This window comes from Pseudomonas sp. SbOxS1 (assembly GCF_013416725.1).
Lineage (GTDB): Bacteria > Pseudomonadota > Gammaproteobacteria > Pseudomonadales > Pseudomonadaceae > Aquipseudomonas.
Genome location: NZ_JAAVXC010000035.1, coordinates 108343 through 133337, shown reverse-complemented (window position 1 = coordinate 133337; position 24995 = coordinate 108343). Strand labels below are relative to the sequence as shown.

General features: G+C 62.2%; 27 protein-coding genes. 14 read left to right on the top strand and 13 right to left on the bottom strand.

Annotated features, from left to right (window positions below; genetic code table 11):
• Positions 1-333 precede the first annotated feature (333 nt).
• Positions 334-1260, top strand: coding sequence for a universal stress protein (locus tag HFK74_RS27305; RefSeq protein WP_180206208.1), 927 nt, complete (start codon positions 334-336; stop codon positions 1258-1260).
• A gap of 114 nt (positions 1261-1374) precedes the next feature.
• Here the strand turns inward: HFK74_RS27305 and HFK74_RS27300 are convergent, their stop codons facing one another.
• Both HFK74_RS27300 and HFK74_RS27295 read right to left on the bottom strand, forming a co-directional pair.
• The gene (locus HFK74_RS27300; RefSeq protein WP_180206207.1) at positions 1375-2187 is read right to left on the bottom strand and encodes a class I SAM-dependent methyltransferase; all 813 of its coding nucleotides are present in this window, start codon (positions 2185-2187) and stop codon (positions 1375-1377) included.
• Positions 2188-2226: 39 nt separating this feature from the next.
• Complete coding sequence (locus tag HFK74_RS27295; protein WP_008063076.1) at positions 2227-2496, bottom strand: DUF4242 domain-containing protein; 270 nt, start codon at positions 2494-2496, stop codon at positions 2227-2229.
• A gap of 177 nt (positions 2497-2673) precedes the next feature.
• Between HFK74_RS27295 and HFK74_RS27290 the strand changes: the two genes are divergently transcribed.
• On the top strand, positions 2674-3666 hold the full coding sequence (locus HFK74_RS27290) for an AraC family transcriptional regulator (RefSeq protein WP_180206206.1): 993 nt from the start codon (positions 2674-2676) through the stop codon (positions 3664-3666).
• Between the two features lie 9 nt (positions 3667-3675).
• On the opposite strand, the gene HFK74_RS27285 is transcribed toward HFK74_RS27290, so the two are convergent.
• The 3 genes from HFK74_RS27285 to HFK74_RS27275 form a co-directional block, all read right to left on the bottom strand.
• Entirely contained in the window at positions 3676-4890 is a 1215-nt protein-coding gene (locus tag HFK74_RS27285) for a cytochrome c biogenesis protein DipZ (protein WP_180206205.1), read from the bottom strand.
• A gap of 157 nt (positions 4891-5047) precedes the next feature.
• Positions 5048-5302: a hypothetical protein gene (locus HFK74_RS27280; protein ID WP_180206204.1), complete on the bottom strand. Its 255-nt coding sequence runs from the start codon at positions 5300-5302 to the stop codon at positions 5048-5050.
• Between the two features lie 48 nt (positions 5303-5350).
• On the bottom strand, positions 5351-5614 hold the full coding sequence (locus tag HFK74_RS27275; protein WP_180206203.1) for a DUF2790 domain-containing protein: 264 nt from the start codon (positions 5612-5614) through the stop codon (positions 5351-5353).
• Between the two features lie 294 nt (positions 5615-5908).
• Here HFK74_RS27275 and HFK74_RS27270 point away from each other — a divergent pair, with 294 nt between their 5' ends.
• Positions 5909-6649, top strand: coding sequence for a response regulator (locus HFK74_RS27270; protein ID WP_008063067.1), 741 nt, complete (start codon positions 5909-5911; stop codon positions 6647-6649).
• Positions 6646-7956 (top strand): ATP-binding protein, encoded by a 1311-nt coding sequence (locus HFK74_RS27265; protein WP_180206202.1) that lies wholly within the window; start codon positions 6646-6648, stop codon positions 7954-7956. The genes HFK74_RS27270 and HFK74_RS27265 overlap by 4 nt, the downstream gene beginning before the upstream one ends.
• A 171-nt stretch (positions 7957-8127) precedes the next feature.
• Here HFK74_RS27265 and HFK74_RS27260 read toward each other — a convergent pair whose 3' ends face one another.
• The 3 genes from HFK74_RS27260 to HFK74_RS27250 all read right to left on the bottom strand — a co-directional run bounded on the left by HFK74_RS27260 (position 8128) and on the right by HFK74_RS27250 (position 11185).
• Positions 8128-8886, bottom strand: coding sequence for a putative DNA-binding domain-containing protein (locus HFK74_RS27260; RefSeq protein ID WP_180206201.1), 759 nt, complete (start codon positions 8884-8886; stop codon positions 8128-8130).
• On the bottom strand, positions 8879-9718 hold the full coding sequence (locus HFK74_RS27255) for a DUF692 domain-containing protein (RefSeq protein ID WP_180206200.1): 840 nt from the start codon (positions 9716-9718) through the stop codon (positions 8879-8881). Before HFK74_RS27255 ends, HFK74_RS27260 begins: the two co-directional genes overlap by 8 nt.
• Before the next feature lie 144 nt (positions 9719-9862).
• Positions 9863-11185, bottom strand: coding sequence for an acetamidase/formamidase family protein (locus tag HFK74_RS27250; RefSeq protein WP_180206199.1), 1323 nt, complete (start codon positions 11183-11185; stop codon positions 9863-9865).
• 479 nt (positions 11186-11664) lie between these two features.
• Here HFK74_RS27250 and HFK74_RS27245 point away from each other — a divergent pair, with 479 nt between their 5' ends.
• Together HFK74_RS27245 and HFK74_RS27240 are read left to right on the top strand one after the other, a co-directional pair.
• The gene (locus HFK74_RS27245) at positions 11665-12711 is read left to right on the top strand and encodes a class I SAM-dependent methyltransferase (RefSeq protein WP_180206198.1); all 1047 of its coding nucleotides are present in this window, start codon (positions 11665-11667) and stop codon (positions 12709-12711) included.
• Between the two features lie 128 nt (positions 12712-12839).
• Positions 12840-13682, top strand: coding sequence for an NAD-dependent protein deacetylase (locus HFK74_RS27240; RefSeq protein WP_180206197.1), 843 nt, complete (start codon positions 12840-12842; stop codon positions 13680-13682).
• Between the two features lie 115 nt (positions 13683-13797).
• Here the strand turns inward: HFK74_RS27240 and HFK74_RS27235 are convergent, their stop codons facing one another.
• The gene (locus HFK74_RS27235; RefSeq protein WP_180206196.1) at positions 13798-14685 is read right to left on the bottom strand and encodes a LysR family transcriptional regulator; all 888 of its coding nucleotides are present in this window, start codon (positions 14683-14685) and stop codon (positions 13798-13800) included.
• A 141-nt stretch (positions 14686-14826) separates the two neighbouring features.
• On the opposite strand from HFK74_RS27235, the gene HFK74_RS27230 reads away from it, so the two are divergent.
• Genes HFK74_RS27230 through HFK74_RS27220 form a run of 3 tightly spaced genes read left to right on the top strand, consistent with a single transcriptional unit; the run spans position 14827 to position 17420 of the window.
• Positions 14827-15525 carry a CoA transferase subunit A gene (locus HFK74_RS27230; protein ID WP_008063052.1) on the top strand — a complete coding sequence of 233 codons (699 nt, stop codon included), beginning with the start codon at positions 14827-14829 and terminating at the stop codon, positions 15523-15525.
• 36 nt (positions 15526-15561) lie between these two features.
• Positions 15562-16227: a CoA transferase subunit B gene (locus tag HFK74_RS27225; protein WP_180206195.1), complete on the top strand. Its 666-nt coding sequence runs from the start codon at positions 15562-15564 to the stop codon at positions 16225-16227.
• Between the two features lie 11 nt (positions 16228-16238).
• Positions 16239-17420: an acetyl-CoA C-acetyltransferase gene (locus HFK74_RS27220; RefSeq protein WP_180206194.1), complete on the top strand. Its 1182-nt coding sequence runs from the start codon at positions 16239-16241 to the stop codon at positions 17418-17420.
• A 204-nt stretch (positions 17421-17624) separates the two neighbouring features.
• Here the strand turns inward: HFK74_RS27220 and HFK74_RS27215 are convergent, their stop codons facing one another.
• A complete protein-coding gene (locus HFK74_RS27215) occupies positions 17625-18227 on the bottom strand; it encodes an NADPH-dependent F420 reductase (protein WP_180206193.1) in 603 nt (200 codons plus the stop codon).
• 24 nt (positions 18228-18251) lie between these two features.
• Complete coding sequence (locus tag HFK74_RS27210) at positions 18252-19001, bottom strand: 3-oxoacyl-ACP reductase family protein (RefSeq protein ID WP_180206192.1); 750 nt, start codon at positions 18999-19001, stop codon at positions 18252-18254.
• A 113-nt stretch (positions 19002-19114) separates the two neighbouring features.
• Between HFK74_RS27210 and HFK74_RS27205 the strand changes: the two genes are divergently transcribed.
• Entirely contained in the window at positions 19115-20008 is an 894-nt protein-coding gene (locus HFK74_RS27205; RefSeq protein ID WP_180206191.1) for a LysR family transcriptional regulator, read from the top strand.
• Here the strand turns inward: HFK74_RS27205 and HFK74_RS27200 are convergent.
• Positions 19998-21320, bottom strand: coding sequence for an Nramp family divalent metal transporter (locus HFK74_RS27200; RefSeq protein WP_180206190.1), 1323 nt, complete (start codon positions 21318-21320; stop codon positions 19998-20000). The genes HFK74_RS27205 and HFK74_RS27200 overlap by 11 nt on opposite strands.
• A 294-nt stretch (positions 21321-21614) precedes the next feature.
• On the opposite strand from HFK74_RS27200, the gene HFK74_RS27195 reads away from it, so the two are divergent.
• The 4 genes from HFK74_RS27195 to HFK74_RS27180 all read left to right on the top strand — a co-directional run bounded on the left by HFK74_RS27195 (position 21615) and on the right by HFK74_RS27180 (position 24197).
• Positions 21615-22403, top strand: a complete 789-nt coding sequence (locus HFK74_RS27195) for a hypothetical protein (RefSeq protein WP_180206189.1) — start codon at positions 21615-21617, stop codon at positions 22401-22403.
• An 83-nt stretch (positions 22404-22486) separates the two neighbouring features.
• Positions 22487-23161, top strand: a complete 675-nt coding sequence (locus tag HFK74_RS27190; protein WP_180206188.1) for a glutathione S-transferase family protein — start codon at positions 22487-22489, stop codon at positions 23159-23161.
• 28 nt (positions 23162-23189) lie between these two features.
• Entirely contained in the window at positions 23190-23516 is a 327-nt protein-coding gene (locus tag HFK74_RS27185) for a putative quinol monooxygenase (protein ID WP_180206187.1), read from the top strand.
• Between the two features lie 108 nt (positions 23517-23624).
• Positions 23625-24197, top strand: a complete 573-nt coding sequence (locus HFK74_RS27180; RefSeq protein ID WP_180206186.1) for a hypothetical protein — start codon at positions 23625-23627, stop codon at positions 24195-24197.
• Positions 24198-24200: 3 nt separating this feature from the next.
• Here the strand turns inward: HFK74_RS27180 and HFK74_RS27175 are convergent, their stop codons facing one another.
• On the bottom strand, positions 24201-24917 hold the full coding sequence (locus HFK74_RS27175) for an alpha/beta hydrolase (RefSeq protein WP_180206185.1): 717 nt from the start codon (positions 24915-24917) through the stop codon (positions 24201-24203).
• Positions 24918-24995 lie beyond the last annotated feature (78 nt).

Sequence of the window (24995 nt, the reverse complement as noted above, 5' to 3'; positions counted from 1 at the left end):
TCGCGGCGACCCACGGAGCAATGCCGGAGAGAGGGCATGCCGAGCCACAGCGAGGCACCGAGTGGTGGGGCAAAGCCTTTTGCTTACTTTTTGGCGTTTGAAAAAGTGAGTCGCCGTAAGGGCGAAACCCTAAGCCGCCGTTACCGCAGCAACGGATATGTACTCAGACAACAATCCCCCACAGGCGTTGACCTTGACGGAAAGTCTCAGGCCGTGAGGAGACAAGAAGTTCAAGAGGCCTGTTCACTTGATTCCCTACACCCCCTCCCAGCATGGTCAATACTCAAGGATTGAAGCCAAGCCAAACAACCGCTACCCCTCGGGAGGTTTGTCATGTCTGGTCAATCTCGCTTCATGCTGGTGACTTCGCCGCTGATGGAACACAGCCCCGCCTTCGACCGGGCAGCCGCACTGGCCAAGGCGGAGGGAGCGGCGCTGCACATCGTGGCCTTCGACTATCTGGAAGGCCTGGCCACAGCTGGCATGGTCAATGAAAAAGCGCTGGAACAGATGCGCCTGGGTTACGTAGATCGCCACCGCCAGTGGCTGGAAGACCAGGCCCGGCCCCTACGCAAAATCGGCGTCACCGTCACAACGGAAGTGACGTGGGTGCAAAACCCGCTGGAGGAAATCCTGATTCACCTCAAGGAACAGCCGATGGACGTGCTGATCAAGGCGCTGGAACACCAGTCGTTGCTGTCGCGGCTGATCTTCACCCCGCTGGACGTGCATCTGCTGCGTGAGTGTCCGGTGCCGCTGCACTTCGTCAGCCACGCGGTCAATGCGCTGCCGCGCAAAGTGGTCGCCGCCGTCGACCCCTTCCATCGTGATGATCAGTACAAGAGTTTCAACGACCGCATCCTGCACGAGGCCACGAAACTGGCGACTGCCTGCAATGCCGAACTCGATGTGGTCTACGCCTACGACCTTTCGTCCATCAGTTCGGACGAATTCGGCTTTGACAACGGCTCGGCGTTTTTTTCCTCGAACCGCAACAAGACGCTATATGACGCACAGCTGGACGCCTTCAATGAACTGGCCGAACGCAATGGCATCGCCGAAGCGCAACGGCACATGATCATGGGCAACCCGGCCAAGGTCCTGACCCGCTACGCCGATGCCTTTGACGTCGACGTGATCGTCATGGGCCGTCTTGGTCATCGCGGCATGGGGCGCCTGATCGGCAGCACGGTGGAGCACCTGCTGTACAAGATGCCGTGCAGTGTGTGGGTGGTGTACACCGAGCGGCTGGATGAATAGCCGCCCGATGTATTGACCTTGTAGGAGCCAGGCTTGCCTGCGAAGGGGACCGAAAGACTAGCGCAATGTTCAGGGACGCCTTCGCCGGCAAGCCGGCTCCTACAGGCTCGGGCCTTAACGCCTGGTGATCACCACCTCCAGGTATTCACTGGGCACCACCATCGACCTGTCACCCGCCCGGTTCAGGCGGTTGAGCAGTTCGGTCAGGTCGTCTTCCAGGGCCTTGGCGCCATCGGGGGGCAGCGCCGCGAAGGCCTTGTGGATCGGGCCGTACCAGCTGCGGAAGGTGTCGATGAAATGCTCGGCCGAGCGATAGCGGAAGTTGAAGGTCCGGCGAGTCACCTGCACCAGGAAGTCGCGCTCGTCGAAGTGCTTGTGCAGCCAGGCTTCAGTGCCCCACTGCGACGGCGGTTGCGCGCCGGGCGGTGGTGGCATGTGCCGGCCCAGGGTCTTGAACATCTGGCCGACGAAGCCTTCCGGCGTCCAGTTGGCCAGGCCGATCCGGCCACCGGGGCGACACACTCGCGCCAGCTCCGCGGCGGCCTTGGCCTGGTCGGGCGCAAACATCACACCGAAGGTTGAAAGCACGGCGTCGAAACTGGCATCGGCGAAAGGCAGCGCTTCGGCGTCCGCCACCTGGAAGGTCACGTTCAGGCGTTCCGCACGGGCGCGGTCTTCGCCACGTTCGAGCAATGCGGCCACGTAGTCGGTGGAGACCACCCGGCAACCGCGACGCGCCGCGGCCAGGGTGGCGTTACCGTTGCCGGCGGCAACGTCCAGCACCTGTTCATCGCACAACAGGTCGCAGGCCTCGGCCAGTTGTTCGCCGACGATCTGCAAGGTGGTGCCGATTACGGCGTAGTCGCCACTGGCCCACGCGGCCATTTGACGGGTTTTCAGGGCAGTAAGATCAATGGGTGTACTCATGAAGACAATCTCTGGTTTGGAACAGGATCGGGCACAGGCTCACTCAGCCGTGGTGGGATCGATGATGTTCATGACCTGGGAAATCCGATTGGCCGGGAAACCGCCCTGCCGGGCATGCTCCCTGATGAGCTCCTCGTTTGGCGCGATGTACACGCAATACAGTTTGTCGCCGGTGACATAACTCTGCAGCCATTGCACCTCTGGCAACTCGCGCAACACCCTGCAGGACTTTTGCGAGACGGCTTTCAAATCCCTTTCTGACAGTGCTCCGGCGCCTGGAATCTCGCGTTCAATGACGAACTTGGGCATGGCAACCTCACTTTATTCTTATTGATGACAGGACCCGGTGGCCCTGTGTGCGAACTATCTCTCTGACGCTGATCGGCGTCCTGCCCGATCGTCGGCCAACATTGCCCGATCGTCCGGAGAATTCACCTTGGGCCACAGCGCGTTCACAATCAGAAACCCCCGCACGGGAAAACGCCCATGGACGCCCTGTCACAGACCCTGCGCGTCGTCCGCCTGGTCGGCGCGATTTTCATCAACGCCAGGTTCACCGCGCCCTGGTGCTATCAGTCGCCGAGCGCCGACACTGCGGCGCCGTTCCTGGAACCTGGCGCCGAACGGGTGGTGATCTTTCACTTGATCACCGAAGGCGAGTGCTATGTCGAACTGGGGGATGACCCGCCGTTGCTGCTCAACCCTGGCGACGTGGTGATTTTCCCCCAGGGCCATGCCCATCGCATGAGTTCCCAGCCGGGATTGACGCCCGCCAGCGGTGCGCGGCTCGACGAAGTACTGGCGCGGCGCCCGCGGCAGTTGAGTTACGGCGGTGGTGGTGCGGTGACGCGCCTGGTGTGCGGCTACCTGGCCTGCGACACGCGCCTGGCCGGCATGTTGCTGGCCGGACTGCCGCCCGTGGTCCGGGTCAACGTGCGCGGCTCCAACGCCGGCATCTGGCTCGAGTCTTCGGTGCGTTATGCCTTGGCCGAAGCGCGATCGCCAAGGCCTGGGGGCGAAGGCGTGCTGGCGAAACTGGCCGAGGTGTTGTTCATCGAAGTGCTGCGCCTGTACATGCACGAACACGGCAAGGGGCGCACCGGTTGGCTGGCCGGCGTGAGCGACCGGATCGTCGGTGCCGCCCTCAACGCCTTGCACAAGAAACCCTGCCACGCCTGGACGCTGGATGAACTGGCGCGCACTGCCGGCACCTCGAGATCGGTCCTGGCAGAACGCTTTGCACAGTTGGTGGGGGTTACGCCGATGCAGTACCTGACGCAATGGCGCATGTTGCTGGCGGCCAACCTGTTACGCAGCAGTAACAGTTCGTTGATGCGCATCGCCGAAGAGGTGGGTTACCAGACCGACACGGCGTTCAGCCGGGCCTTCCGCCGTGAATATGGAGCGCCGCCAGCGGCGTGGCGACGCAGTCAGGGCAATCGAACAATGGCTCACAGCCCCGGGCCTGCGAGCCATTGATCGACAGGGTCAAGCCGCTGGCGCTTGAGACTTGGCCTCTTCCAACAACTGCTGGATCATCTTTTCCTGTTCGTCGTAGCGACCTTCACCAAAGTGCGTGTACCGCACCTGCCCCTTGGCATCGATCAGGTAGTGGGCGGGCCAGTACTGGTTGTCGAAGTTGCGCCAGATCGCATAGTTGTTGTCGATCGCCACCGGGTAGGTGATGCCGTATTCCTGCACCTTGTCCCGGACGTTGTCGATGATGCGTTCGAACCCGTATTCAGGGGTGTGCACGCCGATCACCACCAGGCCATCCTTCTCGTACTTCTTCGCCCAATCCTTGACGTACGGCAGGGTGTGCTTGCAGTTGATGCAGTCGAAGGTCCAGAAGTCCACCAGCACCACTTTGCCTTTGAGCGACTCGTTGGTCAGTGCTGGCGAGTTGATCCACTGCACCGCACCGGCCAGCGACGGCATGGCGCCCTGGGCGCTGTCCATGGACTCGGCCTTGACCTTGCTGACGAAGTAATCGACGACTTTCGGCACGGTTTCCAACACGCCTTTCTCGACGCTGCTGACACCTTGCGACGAGGTGTTGGCCAGCAGCACATCGTCTGCTCCCGTGGCAATCACCGCCGCACCGGCCAACACCGCCACACCGGCACCACGACGCAACCAGCCAGTGACCGGAATCGACGGTTTCAAGCGGTTGACCAGGCCACGACCGGCGAAGATCAAGACGCCCAGGGACAATGCGCTACCCAGGCCGTAGGCCACCAGCAACAGACTGGTCCCGGCATTCGCGCCCTGCAGCATGGCGCTGGTGAGAATCACCCCGAGGATCGGCCCGGCACAGGGTGCCCAGAGCAGGCCAGTGGCGACGCCGATCATGATCGAACTCAGCGGGCCGGACAATGTGCGGCTGTTGGGGTCGATGCGATTGCCCAGCGCCACGAACGGACGCGCCAGCCAGTCGCCAACCCGTGCGGAAATCAGCGACAGGGCGAACAGCACCATCACGACCAGTGCCACATGGCGCCCGGTGTTGCTGGCTTCGATCACCCATTCACTGCTGACCACGGCCAGGCTGGAGATCAGGGCAAACGTCAGGGCCATGCCGCCGAGGGTCAGCAGGATCGAGGAACGCGTACGGTCGGCACCGGCAAACAGGAAGGGCACGACCGGCAGGATGCACGGGCTGAGGACGGTCAATATGCCGCCCAGGAAAGCGATGAGTAACATGGGATCACCTTGAAATAGAGGGGGGCAACTCACCTCCGTCCCCTGTGGGAGCGAGCCTGCTCGCGAAGAGGCCAGTACATTCAACATCGCTGTCGACTGACCCTCACCCTTCGCGAGCAGGCTCGCTCCCACATTGAATCGGCGGTGTGTTCGGGACTCAGGCCGTCTGGCTATCGAGCAACTTGCCCTGAGGCGTGCGGCTGGAACCGTTTTCCGCCACCACTTGCCCCTGCGGCGTGCGGTTGTAGCCGTCCTCGGCGAGGAAGGCATCGCCGCCCTTCCCGGTAACCGGCGTCAGCTGAAAGCAGGTGCTGCTGCCGCAAGCGTTTTGTTCTACAGCGGCGTTGGCATGGGCCGCGGCACCGGCAACGGAGAAAGCAATGGCGGTCAAGAAGCGGGTGACGTTGTTCATGATGTTGCTCCTGGCTAAATTGGAATGCGCTAAGGGTGATCGCAGGACTCAGTTGTCCGAGCTGCAGTTGTCGGCCAATTTGCGGTAGTCCAGGACCTGGGTCTTGCTCTGGGAGTCCAGGTAGGTCAACTGGGCATTCACCACGCCGCAGGAAGGCGAGGCATCCTGTTTCAGCGACACCACTTTCTTGATATCCAGGTGCGTGCCGTAGCTGTAGCTCATCGGTGTAACATCAGCTTCGGCGCGGGCCGACAGGGTGCAGATGTTCAGGGCGGCAAACAGGCAAGCGGCGTAGATGGCTTTGGTGTTCATGGCGGTTTCCTCAAGGTTCATCGTTTGTTGGCAGAGGCGTCTGGGTTTGCCTCGATGGAACCTATTAGAAGCCTGCGAGGTATCCCGTATGTGTCGGGAACCGGCGCGTGCAAATCGGCAAGTATCTGGGCCGGGCCGGGATACACAGGGATACAAAACCCCGGGAAATGTCTGTTTTTGCGTCGGTGTGTATCCGTCGACAGGCCAGATACACTGCAATACAAAGGGCGGCGGGCGAGCGGGCCAAGGCTCGATAGACTGTGCGATATCCCCCACTGACAGAGGCAAGTCCCCATGGAGCACGTCGATCACATTCTCATCGTTGACGATGACCGCGAGATACGCGAGCTGGTGGGCAACTACCTGAAGAAAAACGGCCTGCGCACCACGGTCGTGGCCGATGGCCGGCAGATGCGCAGCTTCCTCGAGTCCACACCAGTGGACCTGATCGTGCTGGACATCATGATGCCGGGCGACGACGGCCTGATGCTCTGCCGCGAACTGCGCGCCGGCAAACACAAGGCCACCCCGGTCTTGATGCTCACCGCGCGCAACGACGAAACCGACCGCATCATCGGCCTGGAAATGGGCGCCGACGACTACCTGGTCAAGCCCTTCGCCGCCCGTGAACTGCTGGCACGGATCAACGCCGTACTGCGCCGCACACGCATGCTGCCACCGAACCTGGTGGTGACCGAATCCAGCCGCCTGCTGGCCTTCGGTCGTTGGCGCCTGGACACCTCCGCCCGGCACCTGCTCGATGGCGACGGCACCATGGTCGCCCTGAGCGGCGCCGAGTATCGGTTGCTGCGGGTGTTCCTCGATCATCCGCAGCGGGTGCTCAACCGCGACCAATTGCTCAACCTGACCCAGGGCCGCGACGCCGACCTGTTCGATCGCTCCATCGACCTGTTGGTCAGCCGCCTGCGCCAGCGCCTGCTGGACGACGCCCGCGAGCCGGCCTACATCAAGACCGTGCGCAGCGAGGGCTACGTGTTTTCCCTGCCGGTGGAAATCGTCGGTGCGCCAGCATGAACCTGTCACTGCGCTGGCCCCGCACCCTGGCTTCGCGACTGTCGCTGATATTCCTGGTCGGCCTGATCCTCGCCCAGGCGCTGTCATTCGGTGCGCAGTACTACGAGCGCTATGAAAGCGCGAAAAACACCATGCTCGGCAACCTGGAAACCGACGTCTCGACCTCCATCGCCATCCTCGACCGCTTGCCGGCGCAAGAGCGTGCGAGTTGGTTGCAACAACTGGATCGGCGCAATTACCGCTATTTGCTCAACGAAGGTTCACCCGGTAACGCCATGGACACGGACATGCCCGAGGCACCGATTGCCATGACCTCGATCAAGAATTCCATCGGCAAGGACTACCCGATGACCTTCAGCGACATTCCAGGGCCGGTGAAACACTTCCAGGTGCACCTCAAGCTGTCGGACGGCAGCCCGTTGACCATCGACGTGCGACCTTCGATGGTACCGTTGTCGCCCTGGCTGCCCATCGTCCTGCTCGGGCAGTTGGCGCTGATGATTGCCTGCACCTGGCTCGCCGTGCGGATTGCCATCCGCCCCCTCACCCGCCTCGCCGAAGCCGTGGACACCCTCGACCCCAACACCCATCCGGTGCTGCTGGACGAAAAAGGCCCGACCGAAGTGGCCCACGCCGCCAAGGCCTTCAATGCCATGCAGGCACGCATCGCCGCCTACCTCAAGGAACGCATGCAACTGCTGGCGGCGATCTCCCACGACCTGCAAACGCCGATCACCCGGATGAAACTGCGCGCCGAATTCATGGACGACTCGGTGGAGAAAGACAAGCTTTGGAACGACCTGGGCGAGATGGAACACCTGGTGCGCGAAGGCGTGGCGTATGCCCGCAGCGTCCATGGCGCCACCGAAGAAAGTCGGCGCACCGACCTGGATTCGTTCCTCGACAGCCTGGTGTTCGATTACCAGGACATGGGCAAGCAAGTGCAGCTGAGCGGCAAAAGCGCCACCGTCATCGACACCCGCCCCCACGCCTTGCGGCGAGTGCTGGTGAACCTGACGGACAACGCGCTCAAGTTCGCCGGTGCTGCGGAACTGCTGGTCGAAAAGAAAACCGACGGCAGCGTGTCGGTGAAGGTCATGGACCGAGGTCCCGGGATTGCCGAAGCGGAACTGGCCCAGGTCATGCAACCGTTCTACCGCGTGGAAAACTCGCGCAATCGCAGCACTGGCGGTACCGGGTTGGGTCTGGCGATCGCGCAACAGTTGGCGTCGGCGATCGGGGGATCGTTGACCTTGAGCAATCGCGAGGGTGGCGGCTTGTGTGCCGAGCTCAAGTTGCGTGGCTAAATGATCGTTCCCACGCTGCTGATCGTTCCCACGCTCTGCGTGGGAATGCCGCCAGGGACGCTCCGCGTTCCGCTGACAATACAAGGCTTGTGTCCTGCGCAATGGTGACGCGGAGCGTCACGGGATGCATTCCCACGCAGAGTGTGGGAACGATCAGCATCAGGCTAGCGTTCAAGCAACGACGCCTACGACCCCTTCCTCCTTCATCTGCTGCAACAACCCCAGCCCGCTATCCATAAACGCCACGGATTCCGTCATCCCCGCCTCCGCCGCCAATCCCTGCAGCTGCGCAAGTCCGGTCTGCCCGGGAAACGCCTCGATGCGCTGCAACAACCGAAACGCCAACGGACTCAACTCAGAAAACTTCACACTGAAATCCAGGGCCCGACGCACCAGCAGCAACGTCGGCTGATCCGGCGGCGTATCAGGCTGATAGTTCGGCCCGACCAACTGCACCGGCCAGGCATACGCCAGGGGCCAGGCCAAGGGCGAAACCCGCAACGGACGATCCAGCAGCCCATCAGCATCGCCGAGGGGCAACGGCTCGGCCTCGGATTGTTGCAGGGCCATTTCCACCCATTCGTAGTGCGCCAGTTCGACCATGAACGGCGGCCACTTACCAGTGGCCAGTGCCAGGGGTTCCGAGGCCAGGAAATCGACAAATTCCTCGGCGATTTCGCCGAATTTCGGCGTGTGCGCGCGATAGTCGCGCAGGAAGATGCGCACCAGTTGGCGCCATTGCTCATCGCCGAGAATCTTCACCAATACCGGAAAGGTGCCGCTGATCAATGAAGACAGGTTGGCGAACACCAGGTCGCGATAAACCTGTGCCCGTGCCGGGTCCATTTCCGCCGGCGGCGCGTAGCGCTCCGGATCACGCAAGTAGAGCCCCATGCTGTTTTGCTGTTCGTGCAGCGAGCGCTTAGCCACGGTTCACCTCCTCGGTTTGCAACCGGCGGATGGTCTGCAACTCGGCGACCAGCTCGGAAAACGCCGGAAAGTTGAAATCGCGCTCGAGCAAGGTCGGTTGCGCGCCGAATCGGGCATAGGCCTGGGCCAGCAACGACCACACCGCCGGCTTGACCGACGCGCCATGGGTGTCGATTTTCAAGGTGTCGGACTCATCGAAATGTCCGGCAATGTGCATGGCCACCACACGGTTCGCATCGATCCCGTCCAGGAAGATACGCGGGTCGAAACCGTGGTTGATCGAGTTGACGAACACGTTATTGACGTCCAGCAACAGGTCGCAATCGGCTTCGCGCAGCACGGCATTGGTGAACGTCACCTCGTCCATGTCCTGCTGCGGTGCGGCGTAGTAGGAGACGTTTTCCACCGCCAGGCGACGGCCGAGAATGTCTTGGGCCTGACGGATACGCGCGGCGACGTGATGTACCGCTTCTTCGGTAAAGGGCAACGGCAACAGGTCATACAGGTGACCGTCGTCGTTGCAGTAACTCAGGTGCTCGCTGTACAGCGGCACGTTGTGCTGGTCGAGGAAAACCCGCACCTCTTGCAGGAATTCGACATCCAACGGCGACGGTCCGCCCAGGGACAGGGACAAGCCGTGACAGGACAACGGATGGCGCTCGGCCAGGGTCTGAAACGCTACGCCATGGGCACAGCCGATACCGATCCAGTTCTCCGGCGCAACTTCGAGAAAGTCGAAATGACCGGCCGGCGCGGCCAGCAGGTCCTTGATTAAACCGCGACGCAGGCCGAGTCCGGCGCTGGCCTTGGTTGATATGACAGGGGTTTGCATGATGTCGATTCCAAGGGTTGTCAGAACGTCATCACAGTTAATTGCAGGGATGTATCGGGCCTGTGTGGCGTGCCGACGGAAAACAGCAGGGCTTGTATCGGCAGCGGGTCTGTACACACTCTGGTACAAACCCGCCCCCAGACATTACGCCAGGTCGTATTTCTCGCGCACCAGATGGCCGATGCCCATGTGATCGAGCACGTCCATCGGGCACAGGAAGGTCACGCGCACCGTGCCTGGCAGGCGACTGATGTCGATGGAACCGGTGATGGTGGCGCGGTTGAGCACTTCGTCATACGGCAGGCCAGTGACGTTGGCGGCTCGCTGCAGGCCGTTCTCCACCGCGAGGTTGAGGTTCTCGCCGCTGCCAATGAAGGTGATCGGGCCGCTTTGCTCGATCTCGTGCTGGCCCCAACGCTCGCCCAGTGCGCGGACGCTGGCCCGCTGCTCGGCATTCATGGGCCGCGCCATCGGCGGCAGATCGTCGAGGTTTTGCAGGAGGATCGGCCCTTCCAGGGTCAGGTTTTTCACCACTTGCACCACCACTTCGGTTTCCCCGGAGCAATCGGTGGCGTGCCCGGCAATTTCGCCGTTGCCCTGCTGGGCGTGCATGTCGCCCATGTACACACCCGCGCCGGGAACTTTCACCGGGCAGATCAACACGCAACCTGCGCGAATCGAATTGGTGTCCATGTGGCCGTCGGTCTTGGCCGCGTGCAGTTCTTCGCGAGTCATGCCGAAACGGTGCGGGGCATTGATCAGGTATTGGCCGAAATCGGCGCAGTTGTGCGAGTCGGGCAGGTCGCGCGAAGGCAGGGTGCCGATGTTGCCGAGGAACGGTCGCATGTGTGCGGCGACGCCGGGGATATCGGCGCGGGCCAGGGACAGGATCGAATGTTGCGCGGCGAATTCCGGCAGCGCCGACATCTCGGACGCTTTGCCGGCCAGTCGGTTGGCGATGTCCTGGTTGACCGTCAGGCTGACCTGGTTCTGCGCGTCGAACACGATCACATAACCATGGCTGAAGCGGAACGCGCTGACTTCGGCGCCACAGTGGTTGCAGCGAATCGCGTCCTCGCCAATGCCTTCGACATGGCTGGCCGGGTGCTCGGTGCCGCACTTGGCGCAGAACTTGGAGACGAACGGATCGCCGTTGTAGCGCCCCTCGACGAAGCTCATGACCCCGGACGAAGTGGCCAGCGACGTGACCCGCATGCTTTTGATCTTGATCGCCACCGCATCGCCGATTTGTGCCCCGGCAATGGCCACCGGTTGCGTCACTTCATGGCCGCCCTCGAAAGCGGGCGTGATCATCGGCCCCCAGCAACCTGGCGGCGTCCCGGTGATCAGGGTGCCGCCGTCGGCCAGCGGGCCGAGCATCGGTTGACTCGGGCCAATGATGCCGTTGGTGTAGCGATCGACCCGCAGGCGATCGAGCGGCGTGGCGTTGAGATTGGATTCAGGCATTGTGATCCCCTCGGAGACAGGAGCAAACGGCCGCCTGCTCAGGCGGCCTGGGAAAGGGTCTTGGTCGCCACGGTGATCGGCGCCAAAACAGCCTTCACAGTTCATCGCAGGTTTGTATCTGTTCTGTGTTCGGGGGTGGTCTTGAGTTGGCGGGGACTGTATCGAGAGGCTGCCTGGATACATTGGGATACATGCACAGGTACTGCCGAACACTGCCCCCCTGTAGGAGTGAGCCTGCTCGCGATGGCGTCGTGTCAGGCAACCTCCCATCGAATGATAAAACGCCATCGCGAGCAGGCTCACTCCTACAGGGGTTCTGTGTCCGGTCCAGGGGATTTTCGTCGTTCCAGGCCACTGCGTACGGCTTGCGAACTAGACTTAATGCACACAGGACCTGTTCGATCTCCTGTTCATTCCCACGACCACCGCCCGGGCGTACAACGCTTCCGGACTGTGATCCTGCAAAAGGAGCACACGTGATGGACGAGGCCAAACTCAATGATTTCATGGGCAAGCTGGTAGGTGACATGGGCGGCGCGGCGATGCTCGCCAACGTCATCCTCGGTGAGGAGCTCGGCCTGTATCGGGCCATGGCCGACAGCCGGCCGATCAAGCCCGAAGCCCTCGCCGAGAAGACCGGTTGCAACCCTCGCCTGGTACGCGAATGGCTCAGCGCCCATGCAGCGTCCGGCTATATGGAACACAGCGACGGTCAATTCCGCCTGCCCGAAGAGCAAGCCCTGGCACTGGCCGTCGAAGACTCGCCGGTCTATATCGCCGGCGGTATCGGCGTGGTCGCGTCGTTCTTCCATGACAAGGATAAACTGGTCAAGGCCATGCGCGGCAACGGCGGCCTGGCCTGGGGCGATCACCATCCGTGCATGTTCAGCGGTACCGAACGTTTCTTCCGGCCCGGCTACAAGGCACACCTGATCGCCGAATGGTTGCCGGCCCTGGACGGCGTGGTGGCCAAACTGGAGGAAGGCGCCAAAGTCGCCGACATCGGCTGCGGTCATGGCGCGTCGACGGTAATCATGGCCCAGGCGTTCCCGAACTCGCGGTTCGTCGGTTTCGACTACCACGCACCGTCCGTCACCGTCGCCACCCAGCGCGCCGAAGAAGGTGGCGTGTCCGGCCGCGCACGGTTCTTCCAGGGCACGGCCAAGAGCTATCCCGGCGACGACTATGACCTGGTCTGCTACTTCGACTGCCTGCACGACATGGGCGACCCGGTGGGCGCGGCCAAGCACGCCTACGAGTCGTTGAAGCCGGACGGCACGGTATTGCTGGTGGAGCCGTTCGCCAATGACTCGCTGGACGACAACATCACCCCGGTTGGCCGGCTGTTCTACGCCGCCTCGACCTTTATCTGCACGCCCAACTCGCTGTCCCAGGAAGTTGGTCTGGGCCTTGGCGCACAGGCAGGTGAAGCACGGTTGCGCAAGGTGTTCAGCGAGGCGGGATTCAGCACATTCCGACGGGCCACGGAAACGCCGTTCAACCTGATCCTGGAGGCACGCAAATAAACAACCCGCCCTTGTAGGAGCGAGCTTGCTCGCGAAGGTGTATCAGGTACAGTTATGTGGCTGACACACCTTCGTCGGAACGCCGCCCGGAGCAAGCTCGCTCCTACAGGGTTTGCGGAGTGTTGACCATGCTCGACAGCCTCATCCACGAACAACTCGATCGTCTCCGGCAGCTCATGGCCGACGAGCCGTTCGCGGTCCTTACCGGCGCCGGTATCAGCACGCCGTCGGGCATTCCGGACTATCGCGACAATCAGGGCGTGCGCCGTGGCCGCCAGCCCATGATGTATCAGGAGTTTCTCTCGGCACCCGAATCCCGGCGGCGCTATTGGGCGCGGGCGATGCTTGGCTGGCCACGAGTGCGCCAGGCGCAGCCGAACGTGGCCCACGACACCCTGGCCCGCTTGCAGAGCAATCGGCAAATCAGCGGACTGATCACCCAGAACGTCGACACCCTGCACGATCAGGCCGGCAGCCATGACGTGATCGAACTCCATGGCAGCCTGCACCGGGTGCTGTGCCTGGACTGCGGAAAACGCAGCGAGCGCGATTCAATCCAGCATCTGATGGAAGCACAAAACCCGTATCTGGCCGGCGTCGACGCTGTGCAGGCGCCGGACGGCGATACGCTGCTGGACCCTGCCTTCGAAGCGCGCTTCCAGGTCCCCCATTGCCCCCACTGCTCTGGTGCGCGGATGAAGCCGGACGTGGTGTTTTTTGGCGAGAACGTCGCCCAGGAGACCGCCGCCAAGGCGATGGCAGCGGTGGAAAAAGCGGCGGGGTTACTGGTGGTCGGTTCGTCGCTGATGGCCTACTCGGCGTTTCGCCTGTGCCGCGCGGTGGTGGATCAGGGCAAGCCATTGCTGGCGATCAACCTGGGCAAGACCCGGGCGGATGACATGCTGGATTTGAAGATCGAGGGGTCGTGCGAGCAGCTATTGCCCTTGCTGGCACAGCACCTGGCCCGCTGAAGATTGTTCCCACGCGCAGCAAAGGAATGCCTCAACGGACGCTCCGCGTTCGGCTCTTTGGGACGCGGAGCGTCCCGGGCTGCATTCCCACGCAGAGCGTGGGAACGATCAGAATCTACACTGCAAAATCCTGCGCCTTGAGCACATCAAACAACGCCTGCGCCGCCGCCGACAACTCCCCTCCCGGCAAGGTCAGCACACCGATGGCCCGCTCCACCACCGGGTCGCGCAAGGTGATGCAATGCGCCCCCAGTTCACGCATCTGCCCCGCGCACAGGGCCGGCACCGCGCTCACGCCCAACCCGCTGGCGACCATCCGCCCGACCGTCGCCAGTTGATGGCTTTCAAACTCCACCGGCAGCTTCATGCCCCGGGCCTGCAAATGCTCTTCCAGCATCACCCGCAATGTCGACGGACGCTGCAAGGTAATGAACGGTTCCTTGAGTAACGTCCGCCAATCGATTTCATCGAGCTCGACCAGCGGTGAGTCATGGGGCACCACTGCCACGAAGCGATCCATGTACAACGGCGTGAATTGCAGCGACGAACTCATGGTCGGCTCGAATGCCACGCCCAGTTCCACCTGGCGATCACGGACCATTTCCAGCACCTGCTCGTTGATCACGTCGTTGACCGTGACGTTGACTTTCGGATAACGCACGCGGAATGTCTTGAGGATCGGCGGCAGCAGGTTGCCGGCAAATGACGGCATGGCCGCCAGGGTCACCCGACCGCGTTGCAGGGTGAAGCGCTGGCGCATCTCGTCCTCGGCGTTGTCCCAATCGGCGATCAGGCGGCGCGCCAGCGGCACCAGGGATTCGCCTTCGGCGGTCAGTGCCACGTTGCGCGTGTTGCGGGTGAACAAACGTCCGCCCAGGCCTTCCTCCAACGCCTTGATGGTCAGGCTCAAGGCCGATTGCGACAGGTGCAGGCGCTCGCACGCCACGGCGAAACTCAGGCTCTGGGCCACGGCCAGGAAGGCGCGGATCTGCTTGACTGTCATGGTTGTTGTCTCCAAAGCATTACATTGTTGAGTTTTATCTATCAATCAACATTAAAAATCAACTTAACAAATGAATCCTGTAGCGCGACACTCAATCCCATTCGGCTAGCCAGCCGCCCACAAAGAATAAAAGAGGTGCATATGGCAGGTTTCGACAAGCGCGTGAGTTCCTACGAGGAAGCCCTGGCCGGTCTTGAAGACGGCATGACCGTGATCGCCGGCGGCTTCGGCCTGTGCGGGATCCCGGAGAACCTGATCAACGAGATCAAGCGCAAAGGCACTCGCGACCTCACCGTCGTTTCCAACAACTGCGGCGTCGACGGTTTCGGCCTCGGCGTACTGCTGACCGACCGCCAGATCAGCAAGGTGGTGGCCTCCTACGTTGGCGAAAACAAGCTGTTCGAAGAGCAACTGCTAAAAGGCGAAATCGAAGTCATCCTGACCCCGCAAGGCACCCTCGCTGAAAAAATGCGCGCAGGCGGCGCCGGCATCCCGGCCTTCTTCACCGCCACCGGCGTCGGCACCCCGGTTGCCGACGGCAAGGAAGTGCGCGAATTCCATGGCCGCAAGTACCTGATGGAAGAATCCATCACCGGTGACTTCGCCATCGTCAAAGGCTGGAAAGCTGACCATTTCGGTAACGTGATCTATCGCCACACCGCCCAGAACTTCAACCCGCTGGCGGCCACCGCCGGCAAGATCACCGTGGTCGAAGTCGAAGAAATCGTCGAACCCGGCGAGCTGGACCCGGCGCAGATCCACACCCCTGGCATCTACGTCGACCGGATCATCTGCGGCACGTTCGAGAAGCGCATCGAACAGCGCACCGTACGCAAGTGATCCCCTGCCCCCGGACCGAATGAAGGAATAACAACAATGGCACTTTCCCGCGAACAAATGGCTCAACGCGTCGCCCGCGAAATGCAGGACGGCTTCTACGTGAACCTGGGCATCGGCATTCCGACCCTGGTCGCCAACTACATCCCCGAAGGCATGGAAGTCATGCTGCAGTCGGAAAACGGCCTGCTGGGCATGGGTCCCTTCCCGACTGAAGAAACCATCGATGCCGACATGATCAACGCCGGCAAACAAACCGTGACCGCGCGTATCGGCGCGTCGATCTTTTCCTCGGCAGAGTCCTTCGCGATGATCCGCGGTGGCCACGTCGACCTGACCGTGCTGGGCGCCTTTGAAGTCGACGTGCAAGGCAACATCGCCTCGTGGATGATCCCCGGCAAACTGGTCAAGGGCATGGGCGGCGCGATGGACCTGGTGGCCGGCGCAGACAACATCATCGTCATCATGACCCACGCGTCCAAGGACGGTGAGTCCAAGCTGCTGTCCCAATGCAGCCTGCCGCTGACCGGCGCCGGCTGCATCAAGCGCGTGCTGACGGACCTGGCTTACCTGGAAATCGACAACGGCGCGTTCATTCTCAAAGAACGTGCGCCGGGCGTCAGCGTCGAAGAGATCGTTGCCAAGACTGCCGGTAAACTGATCGTGCCGGACCACGTGCCGGAAATGCAGTTCGGTGACCTGTGAGGAATCATTCCATGCAAGAAGTCGTCATTGTTGCCGCCACGCGCACCGCGATCGGCAGCTTCCAGGGTTCCCTGGCCAGCGTATCCGCCGTTGACCTGGGCGCTGCGGTGATCCGTCAGCTGCTGGCGCAAACCGGCCTGGACCCTGCGCAAGTCGATGAAGTGATCATGGGCCAGGTACTGACCGCCGGCGCCGGGCAGAACCCTGCGCGCCAGGCAGCCATCAAGGCCGGCCTGCCCTTCGCCGTGCCGGCCATGACCCTGAACAAGGTCTGCGGCTCGGGCCTCAAGGCCCTGCACCTGGGTGCCCAGGCGATCCGTTGCGGCGACGCCGAGGTGATCATCGCCGGTGGCCAGGAAAACATGAGCCTGGCCAACTACGTCATGCCAGGTGCCCGCACCGGCCTGCGCATGGGCAACGCGCAAATCGTCGACACCATGATCAGCGATGGCTTGTGGGATGCGTTCAACGATTACCACATGGGCATCACCGCCGAGAACCTGGCCTCGAAATACAGCCTGAGCCGCGAGCAGCAGGACGCGTTTGCCGCCGCCTCGCAGCAAAAAGCCGTGGCGGCCATCGAAGCCGGGCGCTTCGTTGACGAAATCACGCCGATCCTGATCCCCCAGCGCAAGGGCGATCCACTGTCCTTCGCCACCGACGAGCAGCCACGGGCCGGCACCACCGCCGAATCCCTGGGCAAGCTCAAGCCAGCCTTCAAGAAGGACGGTTCGGTGACCGCCGGCAACGCTTCGTCGCTCAACGACGGCGCCGCCGCCGTGATCCTGATGAGCGCCGAAAAAGCCAAGGCCCTGGGCCTGCCGGTACTGGCGAAAATCGCTGCGTACGCCAACGCGGGCGTCGATCCGGCAATCATGGGCATCGGCCCGGTGTCGGCCACTCGCCGCTGCCTGGACAAGGCCGGCTGGTCCATCGACCAGCTTGAGCTGGTTGAAGCCAACGAAGCCTTCGCCGCACAATCGCTGGCCGTGGCCAAGGACCTGGAATGGGACTTGAACAAGGTCAACGTCAACGGCGGCGCCATCGCCCTCGGCCACCCGATCGGTGCCTCGGGTTGCCGCGTACTGGTGACCCTGCTGCATGAAATGATCAAGCGTGATGCAAAGAAAGGCCTTGCCACCCTGTGCATCGGTGGGGGTCAGGGCGTGGCCCTGGCGCTCGAAAGGGCTTAAAGCGTTCAACAGACTGCGCGGGGACCCACGAAGAGCCGCGCAGTCTGGAAAAACACCCGGTGTAACTTCGGTTACACCGGGTTTTCTCGTTTCCTGTAGGAGCGAGCCTGCTCGCGATGGACGTTAACGATGACGCGCGCCGTCTGAATGATCGCGTTGTCCGGACGTTCATCGCGAGCATGCTCGCTCCTACACAGTGCCGCGTCAGGCGAACTTCACCAGATTCAATGCCGGCAGCGGTCCGCCTGGAAACTGCACCAACCGCGCACCGACGCTCAACGCCCCAAGATCAATCCCGAAGAATCCCAGCCGTTCGATCAGCGCCGCCACTTGCGCCCTCGCCTCGACATCATCACCCGAGAAAAACAGCACCCTTCGCCCACCTTCCGCTGCCGGGTCGCTCTCAAGCAATTGCGCCTGAAGGTGATTGAACGCCTTGACCACCCGCGCCCCCGGCACCCATTCGGCAAACACCTCGCTGGACATGCGTCCGTGCAGGTCCACTGCCTTGAACGACGGCGCTTCGATCGAGTTATTGGCATCGATCACGATCCGCCCGGCAAGATCCGGCAGGCCGGCCAGTGCCGTCGGCAACTTCGACCAGTTCACCGCCACCAGCACGATGGGTTGGGCAGCCGCTTCTTCACGGGTACCGGCGCGGGCGGTTGGCCCGAGCTCTGCCACCAGCGAGGCCAGGCTTTCGGGACCGCGACTGTTGGCGATGACCACTTCAATGCCTTGACGCGACAGTGCCCGGGCAAAGGCTGCACCGATGGCGCCGGCGCCGATGATTCCAATTGTGCTCATGTGACTTTCCTCGCAAAGAGTTGATCAGGCGGTGAAACCACCGTCCGCGATGATGTCGGCAGCGGTAACGAACGCCGCCTCTGGGCTGGCCAGGAAGGCCACGACACTGGCAATGTCCTCGGGCTTTCCATAACGGCCAATAGCGATGCCGGGGCCGACCATTTCGCTGACGGGACCGCCATCGGGGTTCATGTCGGTGTCGGTCGGGCCTGGGTGTACGGTATTGACCGTGATGCCCTTGGGTCCGAGATCGCGGGCCAGGCTGCGGTTGAACCCGGCGATGGCACCTTTGGTCAGGGTGTAGAGCGATGCGGTCGGGAACGCGGCGTAATGGGTCATCGACGAGCCGATATGGATGATCCGCCCGCCTGCTTTCATGGTGCGCGCAGCCTCCTGGGTGGCGACAAACACGCCGGTGACGTTGACCGCGATCATGCGTTGGTAGTCGTCGAAACTGATGTCCTCGATCGGTCCCCCAAGGGCGATGCCGGCGTTGTTGACCAGTATGTCGAGGCTGCCGAACGCCTCGATGGTACGCGTCACCGCGCCACGCACCGCCTGCGGATCACCGGCATCGGCTGCGATCGCCAGGGCACGGCCGCCAGCGCCTTCGATGGCCTGCACCACCTCAAACGCTTTGGCCGGCGATGCGCTGAAAGTGAGTACTACGTTGGCGCCATCGGCTGCCAGACGCTTGGCGATCGCCGCACCGATGGAACGGGAGCCGCCGGTGACCAGCGCGGTTTTTCCTTCAAGTGGAAGTCGGGTTGTCATTGCTGTTTCACTCCGGGGGTTGGGAATGGAGTGAATACTGCGCTTGCCATTAGGGCTTGATTAGCCGGTAATGACTTGAATAATTTTCAAGCATTGCTATCAGGTGTATATCGATGGAAACCCTCGCCAACCTCGAATCCTTTGTGCGCAGTGCCGAAACCGGAAGCTTCTCGGCAGCCGCCCGCTTGCTCGCGCTGACCCCGGCCGCGGTTAGCCGCAACGTGGCGATACTGGAGCGCAACATCGGCGTTCGCCTGTTCCAGCGCTCGACCCGCAAACTGTCCCTGACCGAAGCCGGGGAACGGTTCCTGGCCAGCATCGGCGGCAACCTGGAGGCACTGCAAGCGGCGATCAACGCGGTCACCACCGATCGGGGCGAGCCGGCAGGCGTGCTCAAGGTCAGCCTGGCGCCGACGTTCGGCATCGGCCATGTCCTGCCACTGCTGCCGGCGTTTCTGGCGCGCTACCCGCTGATACGCCCGGAATGGCATTTCGAAAACCGTGCCGTAGACTTGATCGCCGAAGGTTACGACGCCGCCATCGGCGGTGGCTTCGAGTTGACCCCGGGCGTGGTCTCCCGAACCCTGGCACCGGCCACCGTCGTGGCCGTCGCCTCACCAGCGTATCTGGCACAACGCAGCCTGCCCGCCACTCCGGCGGACCTGGCCCGGCACACCGGGATCGTGATGCGCGGCAGCCGCACCGGGCGGATCCGGCAATGGCTCATGCGCGATGGCGCCGGCCATGAAATGCCCGCCAGCCTCAACGAGAACATCGTGCTCAACGACCCTGCCGCCATGCGCGAGGCGGCCATGCTGGGATTGGGCGTGACGCTGCTGGTGCTGTCCGACGTGCAACCGAACATCCAGCGCGGTGAGCTGGTGCACCTGTTGCCCGATTGGCAGGGCGATGCCGGGGCGATTTCGCTGTACTACCCGAGCCGCACGCTGATGCCGGCCAAGACCCGGGCGTTCATTGATTTTGTGGTGCAGGCGTTTACTCGCTGAAAAGCTGCAGGATCAACCAGCTATTAGCCCCACTGATCACCACGAACAAGCCCCACGCCAGCGCCCGGGTCGGCAGGCGATTGACCAATGCCCCCATGAGTTTTTCATCATTGGTCATGCGAATCAGCGGATACAGCGCAAACGGCAACTGCAGGCTCAGCACCACCTGGCTCAACACCAGCAGCTTGCCCACCGCGTCGTCCCCCATCAGCCAGACGCCAACGAACGCCGGGATCAAGGCCAGCCCTCGGGTGATCAGGCGCCGTTGCCAGCACGGCAGCCGCAAATTGAGAAAACCCTCCATGATCACCTGGCCGGCGATGGTGCCGGTGAAGGTCGAGCTCTGCCCCGAAGCCAGCAAAGCAACGCCAAACAGCACACTGGCCAACGCCCCGCCCACCAGCGGATCAAGCAAGTGATACGCATCCTGTATGTCGACCACATCGGTATGCCCGCTCTGGTGAAATGCCGCGGCGGCGAGGATCAGGATCGCCGCATTCACCAGCAGCGCCAGCGCCAGGGAACCGATGGTGTCGATGCGCGCCAGGTTGACCGCGTCGCGCTTGCTCGCCAGGTCCTTGCCGATCATCCGGGTCTGGACGATCGAGGTGTGCAGGTACAGGTTATGCGGCATCACCGTGGCACCCAGTATGCCGATGGCCAGGTACAGCGGCGCCGCATCGCTGAGGGCCGCAAGCGTTGGCTTGAAGCCTTGGGCAACGTCCGGCCAGTACGGCTTGATCAGCAGCAACTCGACGAAAAAACACACGCCGATGGTTGCCACCAACACCAGCATGATCGCTTCCAGGCGACGGAAACCACGATTCTGCAGGGCCAGCACCAACAAGGTATCGAACGCCGTGAGGGCAATGCCGAATGTCAGCGAACAGCCCAGCAACAGATGAAACGCCAGGGCACAACCGAGCACCTCGGCGAGGTCGGTGGCAATGATCGAGATTTCCGCCAACAGCCACTGCGTGCGCGCGGTCCGGGTGCTGTAGCGTTCGCGGGACAATTGCGCCAGATCGCGCCCGGTGGCGATCCCCAGGCGTGAACACAAACACTGCACCACCATTCCCGCCAGGCTCGCCAACAGCACCACGAACAGCAGGCTGTAGCCAAAGCGAGACCCGGCCTCGATGGCGGTCGCCCAGTTGCCCGGGTCCATGTACCCGATCGACACCAGCAAACCCGGGCCGGCAAAGCGCAGCACGCGCTTGTAGAACGAGGCGCCAGGGTCAACGGCAACGGTACCCGCCACCTCCGGCGGGCAAAATGGCGCGGTGCCAACTTTGGGCAGGCTGAATTTCACGCAATGATCCGTCAACAGGTGGAAAGGCTCAGCATTGATACCGTCTTGGCCCTGCCGGAGCAAGGTGGTTGCTGCATTGCTGCACACAATACCGCCATGTGTACGCATACCCCCTGTAGGAGCCCGGCTTGCCGGCGAAGGCGCCCAAAAGACCAGCGCAATGCTCAAAGACGCCTTCGCCGGCAAGCCGGGCTCCTACAGACTCAGCTTTGTATACAAAACATGCATACATATAGAGCAAACCATCTCGTAAAATGCTACCGTTGCCGCCACACACAGGTCGGAGAAGTGCGCGTGTTGATGCTCAAACTGCTGGTGATTCCAGGCTTCCTGCTGCTCATTTCCCTGGCGGGCAAACGTTGGGGGCCAAGCGTGGCGGGTTGGTTGTCGGGGTTGCCGGTGGTGGTCGGGCCTATTCTGCTGTTCCTCGCCATCGAACAAGGCGAGGCGTTCGCCGCCCAGTCGGCCATGGCAGCGCTGTCGGCGATGTTCGCGATGATTGCCTTCTGCGTGACCTATGCGCAGGTCGCGCAACGCGCAAAATGGCCGCTGGCACTGACGATCTCGCTACTGGTATGGGCCCTGATTGCCGTGGTCCTGTCGTTGCTCCCGTCGTCGCTGCCACTCTCGGTGATAGCCGCCGCCACTGCACTGCTGGCCGCGCCGCACCTGTTCCCGGCCGTGCAGCCGATCGTTTCAGGGCCGGCGCCCAAGTCCGATAAATTGCTGCTGCGAATGGTTGCCGGCGCCTTGTTGACCCTGGCAGTCACCTTGCTCGCCAGCACCGTCGGTGACCGCTGGAGCGGCCTGCTCGCCGTGTTCCCGGTGCTTGGCAGTGTGATGGCGGTGTTCTCCCAGCAAACCCGGGGCCCGGCGTTTACCGCCGCGTTACTGCGGGCGACGGCCACCGGGATGTATTCATTTTCCGCCTTCTGCCTGGTCGTGACGCTGACCTTGCCCAGCATGGGCATGCTGGGTTTCGGTGTTGGCGTGGCGGTCTCGGTGGCCATGCTCGGCGTCACCCGGCGGTTGCTGGCAAAACCCGCTCCCGTGGCAACACGTTCAACAATTTCGAACGAGTAGCGCAACATCCTCGTACGTCAATCGAACAGGTTTGCCCCACCATCAGCCTCAGTTCCAAACCACTCCCGACTGAGGCCTACACCATGAAATTCTTTTTCCATCCTTCGCCGAACCCGATGAAAGTCGCCCTGCTGCTCGAAGAACTGCAAACGCCCTATGAGTTGATCGGCGTCGACACCTTCAAGGGCGAGCAACACTTGCCAGCCTTCCTCGCGATCAACCCGAACGCCAAGGTTCCGGCCCTGGTCGATGGCGACGCGACGGTTTTCGACTCCCAGGCCATCCTGCTGCACCTGGCGCAAAAGCATCAGCGTTTCCTGCCCAACAGCGCTGCCGGCAATGCCGAACTGCTGTCGTGGCTGATGTTCATCGCCACCGGCTTGTCGCCGTTCTCCGGCCAGGCCGTGCATTTCCTGCATCACGCACCGGAAGACCTGCCCTACGCGAAAAATCGCTATCTCAAGGAAGTCGAACGCCACTATCGCGTGCTGGACCAACGCCTGGCCGACCATCAGTATCTGGCTGGCGACAGCTACAGCATCGCCGACATGGCACTCTGGGGCTGGGCCAACTACGCACCCTACATCCTCGGCGAAAACGGCTTGGCGGCCTACCCCAACGTCAAGCGCCTGTTCGATGAAATCAGCGTTCGTCCGGCGGCGCAGCGTGCTTTGGGCCTGAAAGAGAAGCTTGTGCTCAAGGCCGAATTCGACGAAGAAACCCGCCGCAACCTGTTCCCGCAGAACCAGGCCCAGTAAGCCGCTCCCGACATTCAAAGGTGATGAAATGAGTGATCAAGTCGCGTTTATCGTGTACCTGCCGGCCAAACCTGAACGTTTCGCCGAAACCAGGGAACGACTGCTGGACGTCGTGCACCAGATGTCGGCCGAGCCGGACTTCGTCAATACCTGGGTGCACCAGTTGCAGGACGAACCGAACACCCTGGTGCTCTACGAAACCTGGAACTGCAGCAAGGAAGACTTCATCGCTCGTCACCTGAGCAAACCCTATCGCCAGGCGTACGAAAGACTGCTGCCGCAGCTGCTGGCCAGCGAACGGCGGATTGAGTTCCTGGAGGTGATCGAGAGCTATCCGGGGCGGCGGGAAGTGTGATTGCGCCGGAATCTTTGGAGTGACCGTCCGTTAGCCCGCACTGGAATGCGTCACAACCTCCATGGGATGATCGCCCCCCACCGCGCGACCATCCCTGGAGTTTTTCGAATGTCATTGTTGAGTAAAAAAGCCGTTGTCCTGCTGCTGGCAGCGGCTGCCAGCCTGGGGGCTTTGAATGTGCAGGCGGCCAAGGCTCCTGCCAAAGAGACGGTGCAGGGCCAGAAAGTCTCGATGCTCGACGGCAAGTTCACCTTCACCCTGCCCAAGGGTTTCATTGCCAACCCGTTGCCCGCCAGCCCCACCGGCGCAAGCGGCACCATGTACGCCAATGAAACCACCAAGACCGTGGTGATCGCCGCGCAGAACAGCCTCCCCGAGGGCGTTAAGGTCAAGGACAACGACGGTGAATTTCTCGACGGCACCGCCGCCGACTTCGACGCAGCGCAACACAAGGCCCTGGCGGACTACAACAAGCTCAGCGAAAAAAGCCTGACCCTGAAGTCGACAGGCCTGGGCGTGCGCCAGGTCGACAGCACCGCCACCCAGGGCGGCGGCATGACCCTCAACACCACGCTGATGGCGGCATCGGGCAGCCACATGACCGTGATTCAGGTCATTTCCCGCCCCGGCGACATGGCGGCCCACGAGACCCTGATCAAGCAGATCGTCAGCGGCAAGTAGGCCTCAGGGGTTGCGGCGTTGCAGCCAGGCGCTCAAGTCCTGCAGTTCTTCGGCACTGATGCTGTGGCCGACACCCTGGTAGGCGTGGAACTCGGGTTCCAGCGACACGCTTTGCAGCAGGCTGTTGGCCTCGGTGCCATCGCTCAACGGAAGTCGCTGGTCCGCCGTGCCATGGCCGATGAAAATCGCCAGTGACTGGCGTTTTTCATCCGGCTTGAGCTCGGACCGGAGCACCGGCAGAATCCTCCCGCTCAACGCGGCAATCCCGCCCACCGCCTCGGGATGACGCAGGGCGACTTCGTAGGACATGATCGCGCCCTGGCTGAAACCCACCAGGAACACTTTCTCCGGTTGCGTGTGATATTTCTTCGCCGCCTGTGCGACAAAATCCAGCAACAACTGGCCGCTGGCCTTCAGATCATCGGTCTCGCCGTTGTAGGCACCCTCGCCTTTCTTGCGAAACCACTGGTAACTCCCCTCTTGCATCACCATCGGCGCCCGCACCGACAGGTAGTTGTACTCGCGGGGCAACTCATCCTTGATGCCGAACAGATCCTGCTCGTTACTGCCGTAGCCGTGGAGAAAAATCACCAGCGGCTGCTCGCGGGAATCGGCGTTGGCCTGCTCCAGGTACTTGAGCGGCAAATCGGTTTGCAGGGGAGTTTGAGCGTGGACAGCGGTGGATGCCAGCAGCGTGAACAGAGCGAGAAACTTCAGCATAAACCTTCCTTCACCGTGCGCAGGGTTCGGGACAGAGCCTAGCACCTTCGTTGGAGCGATTGCGGAATCGGCCTACAC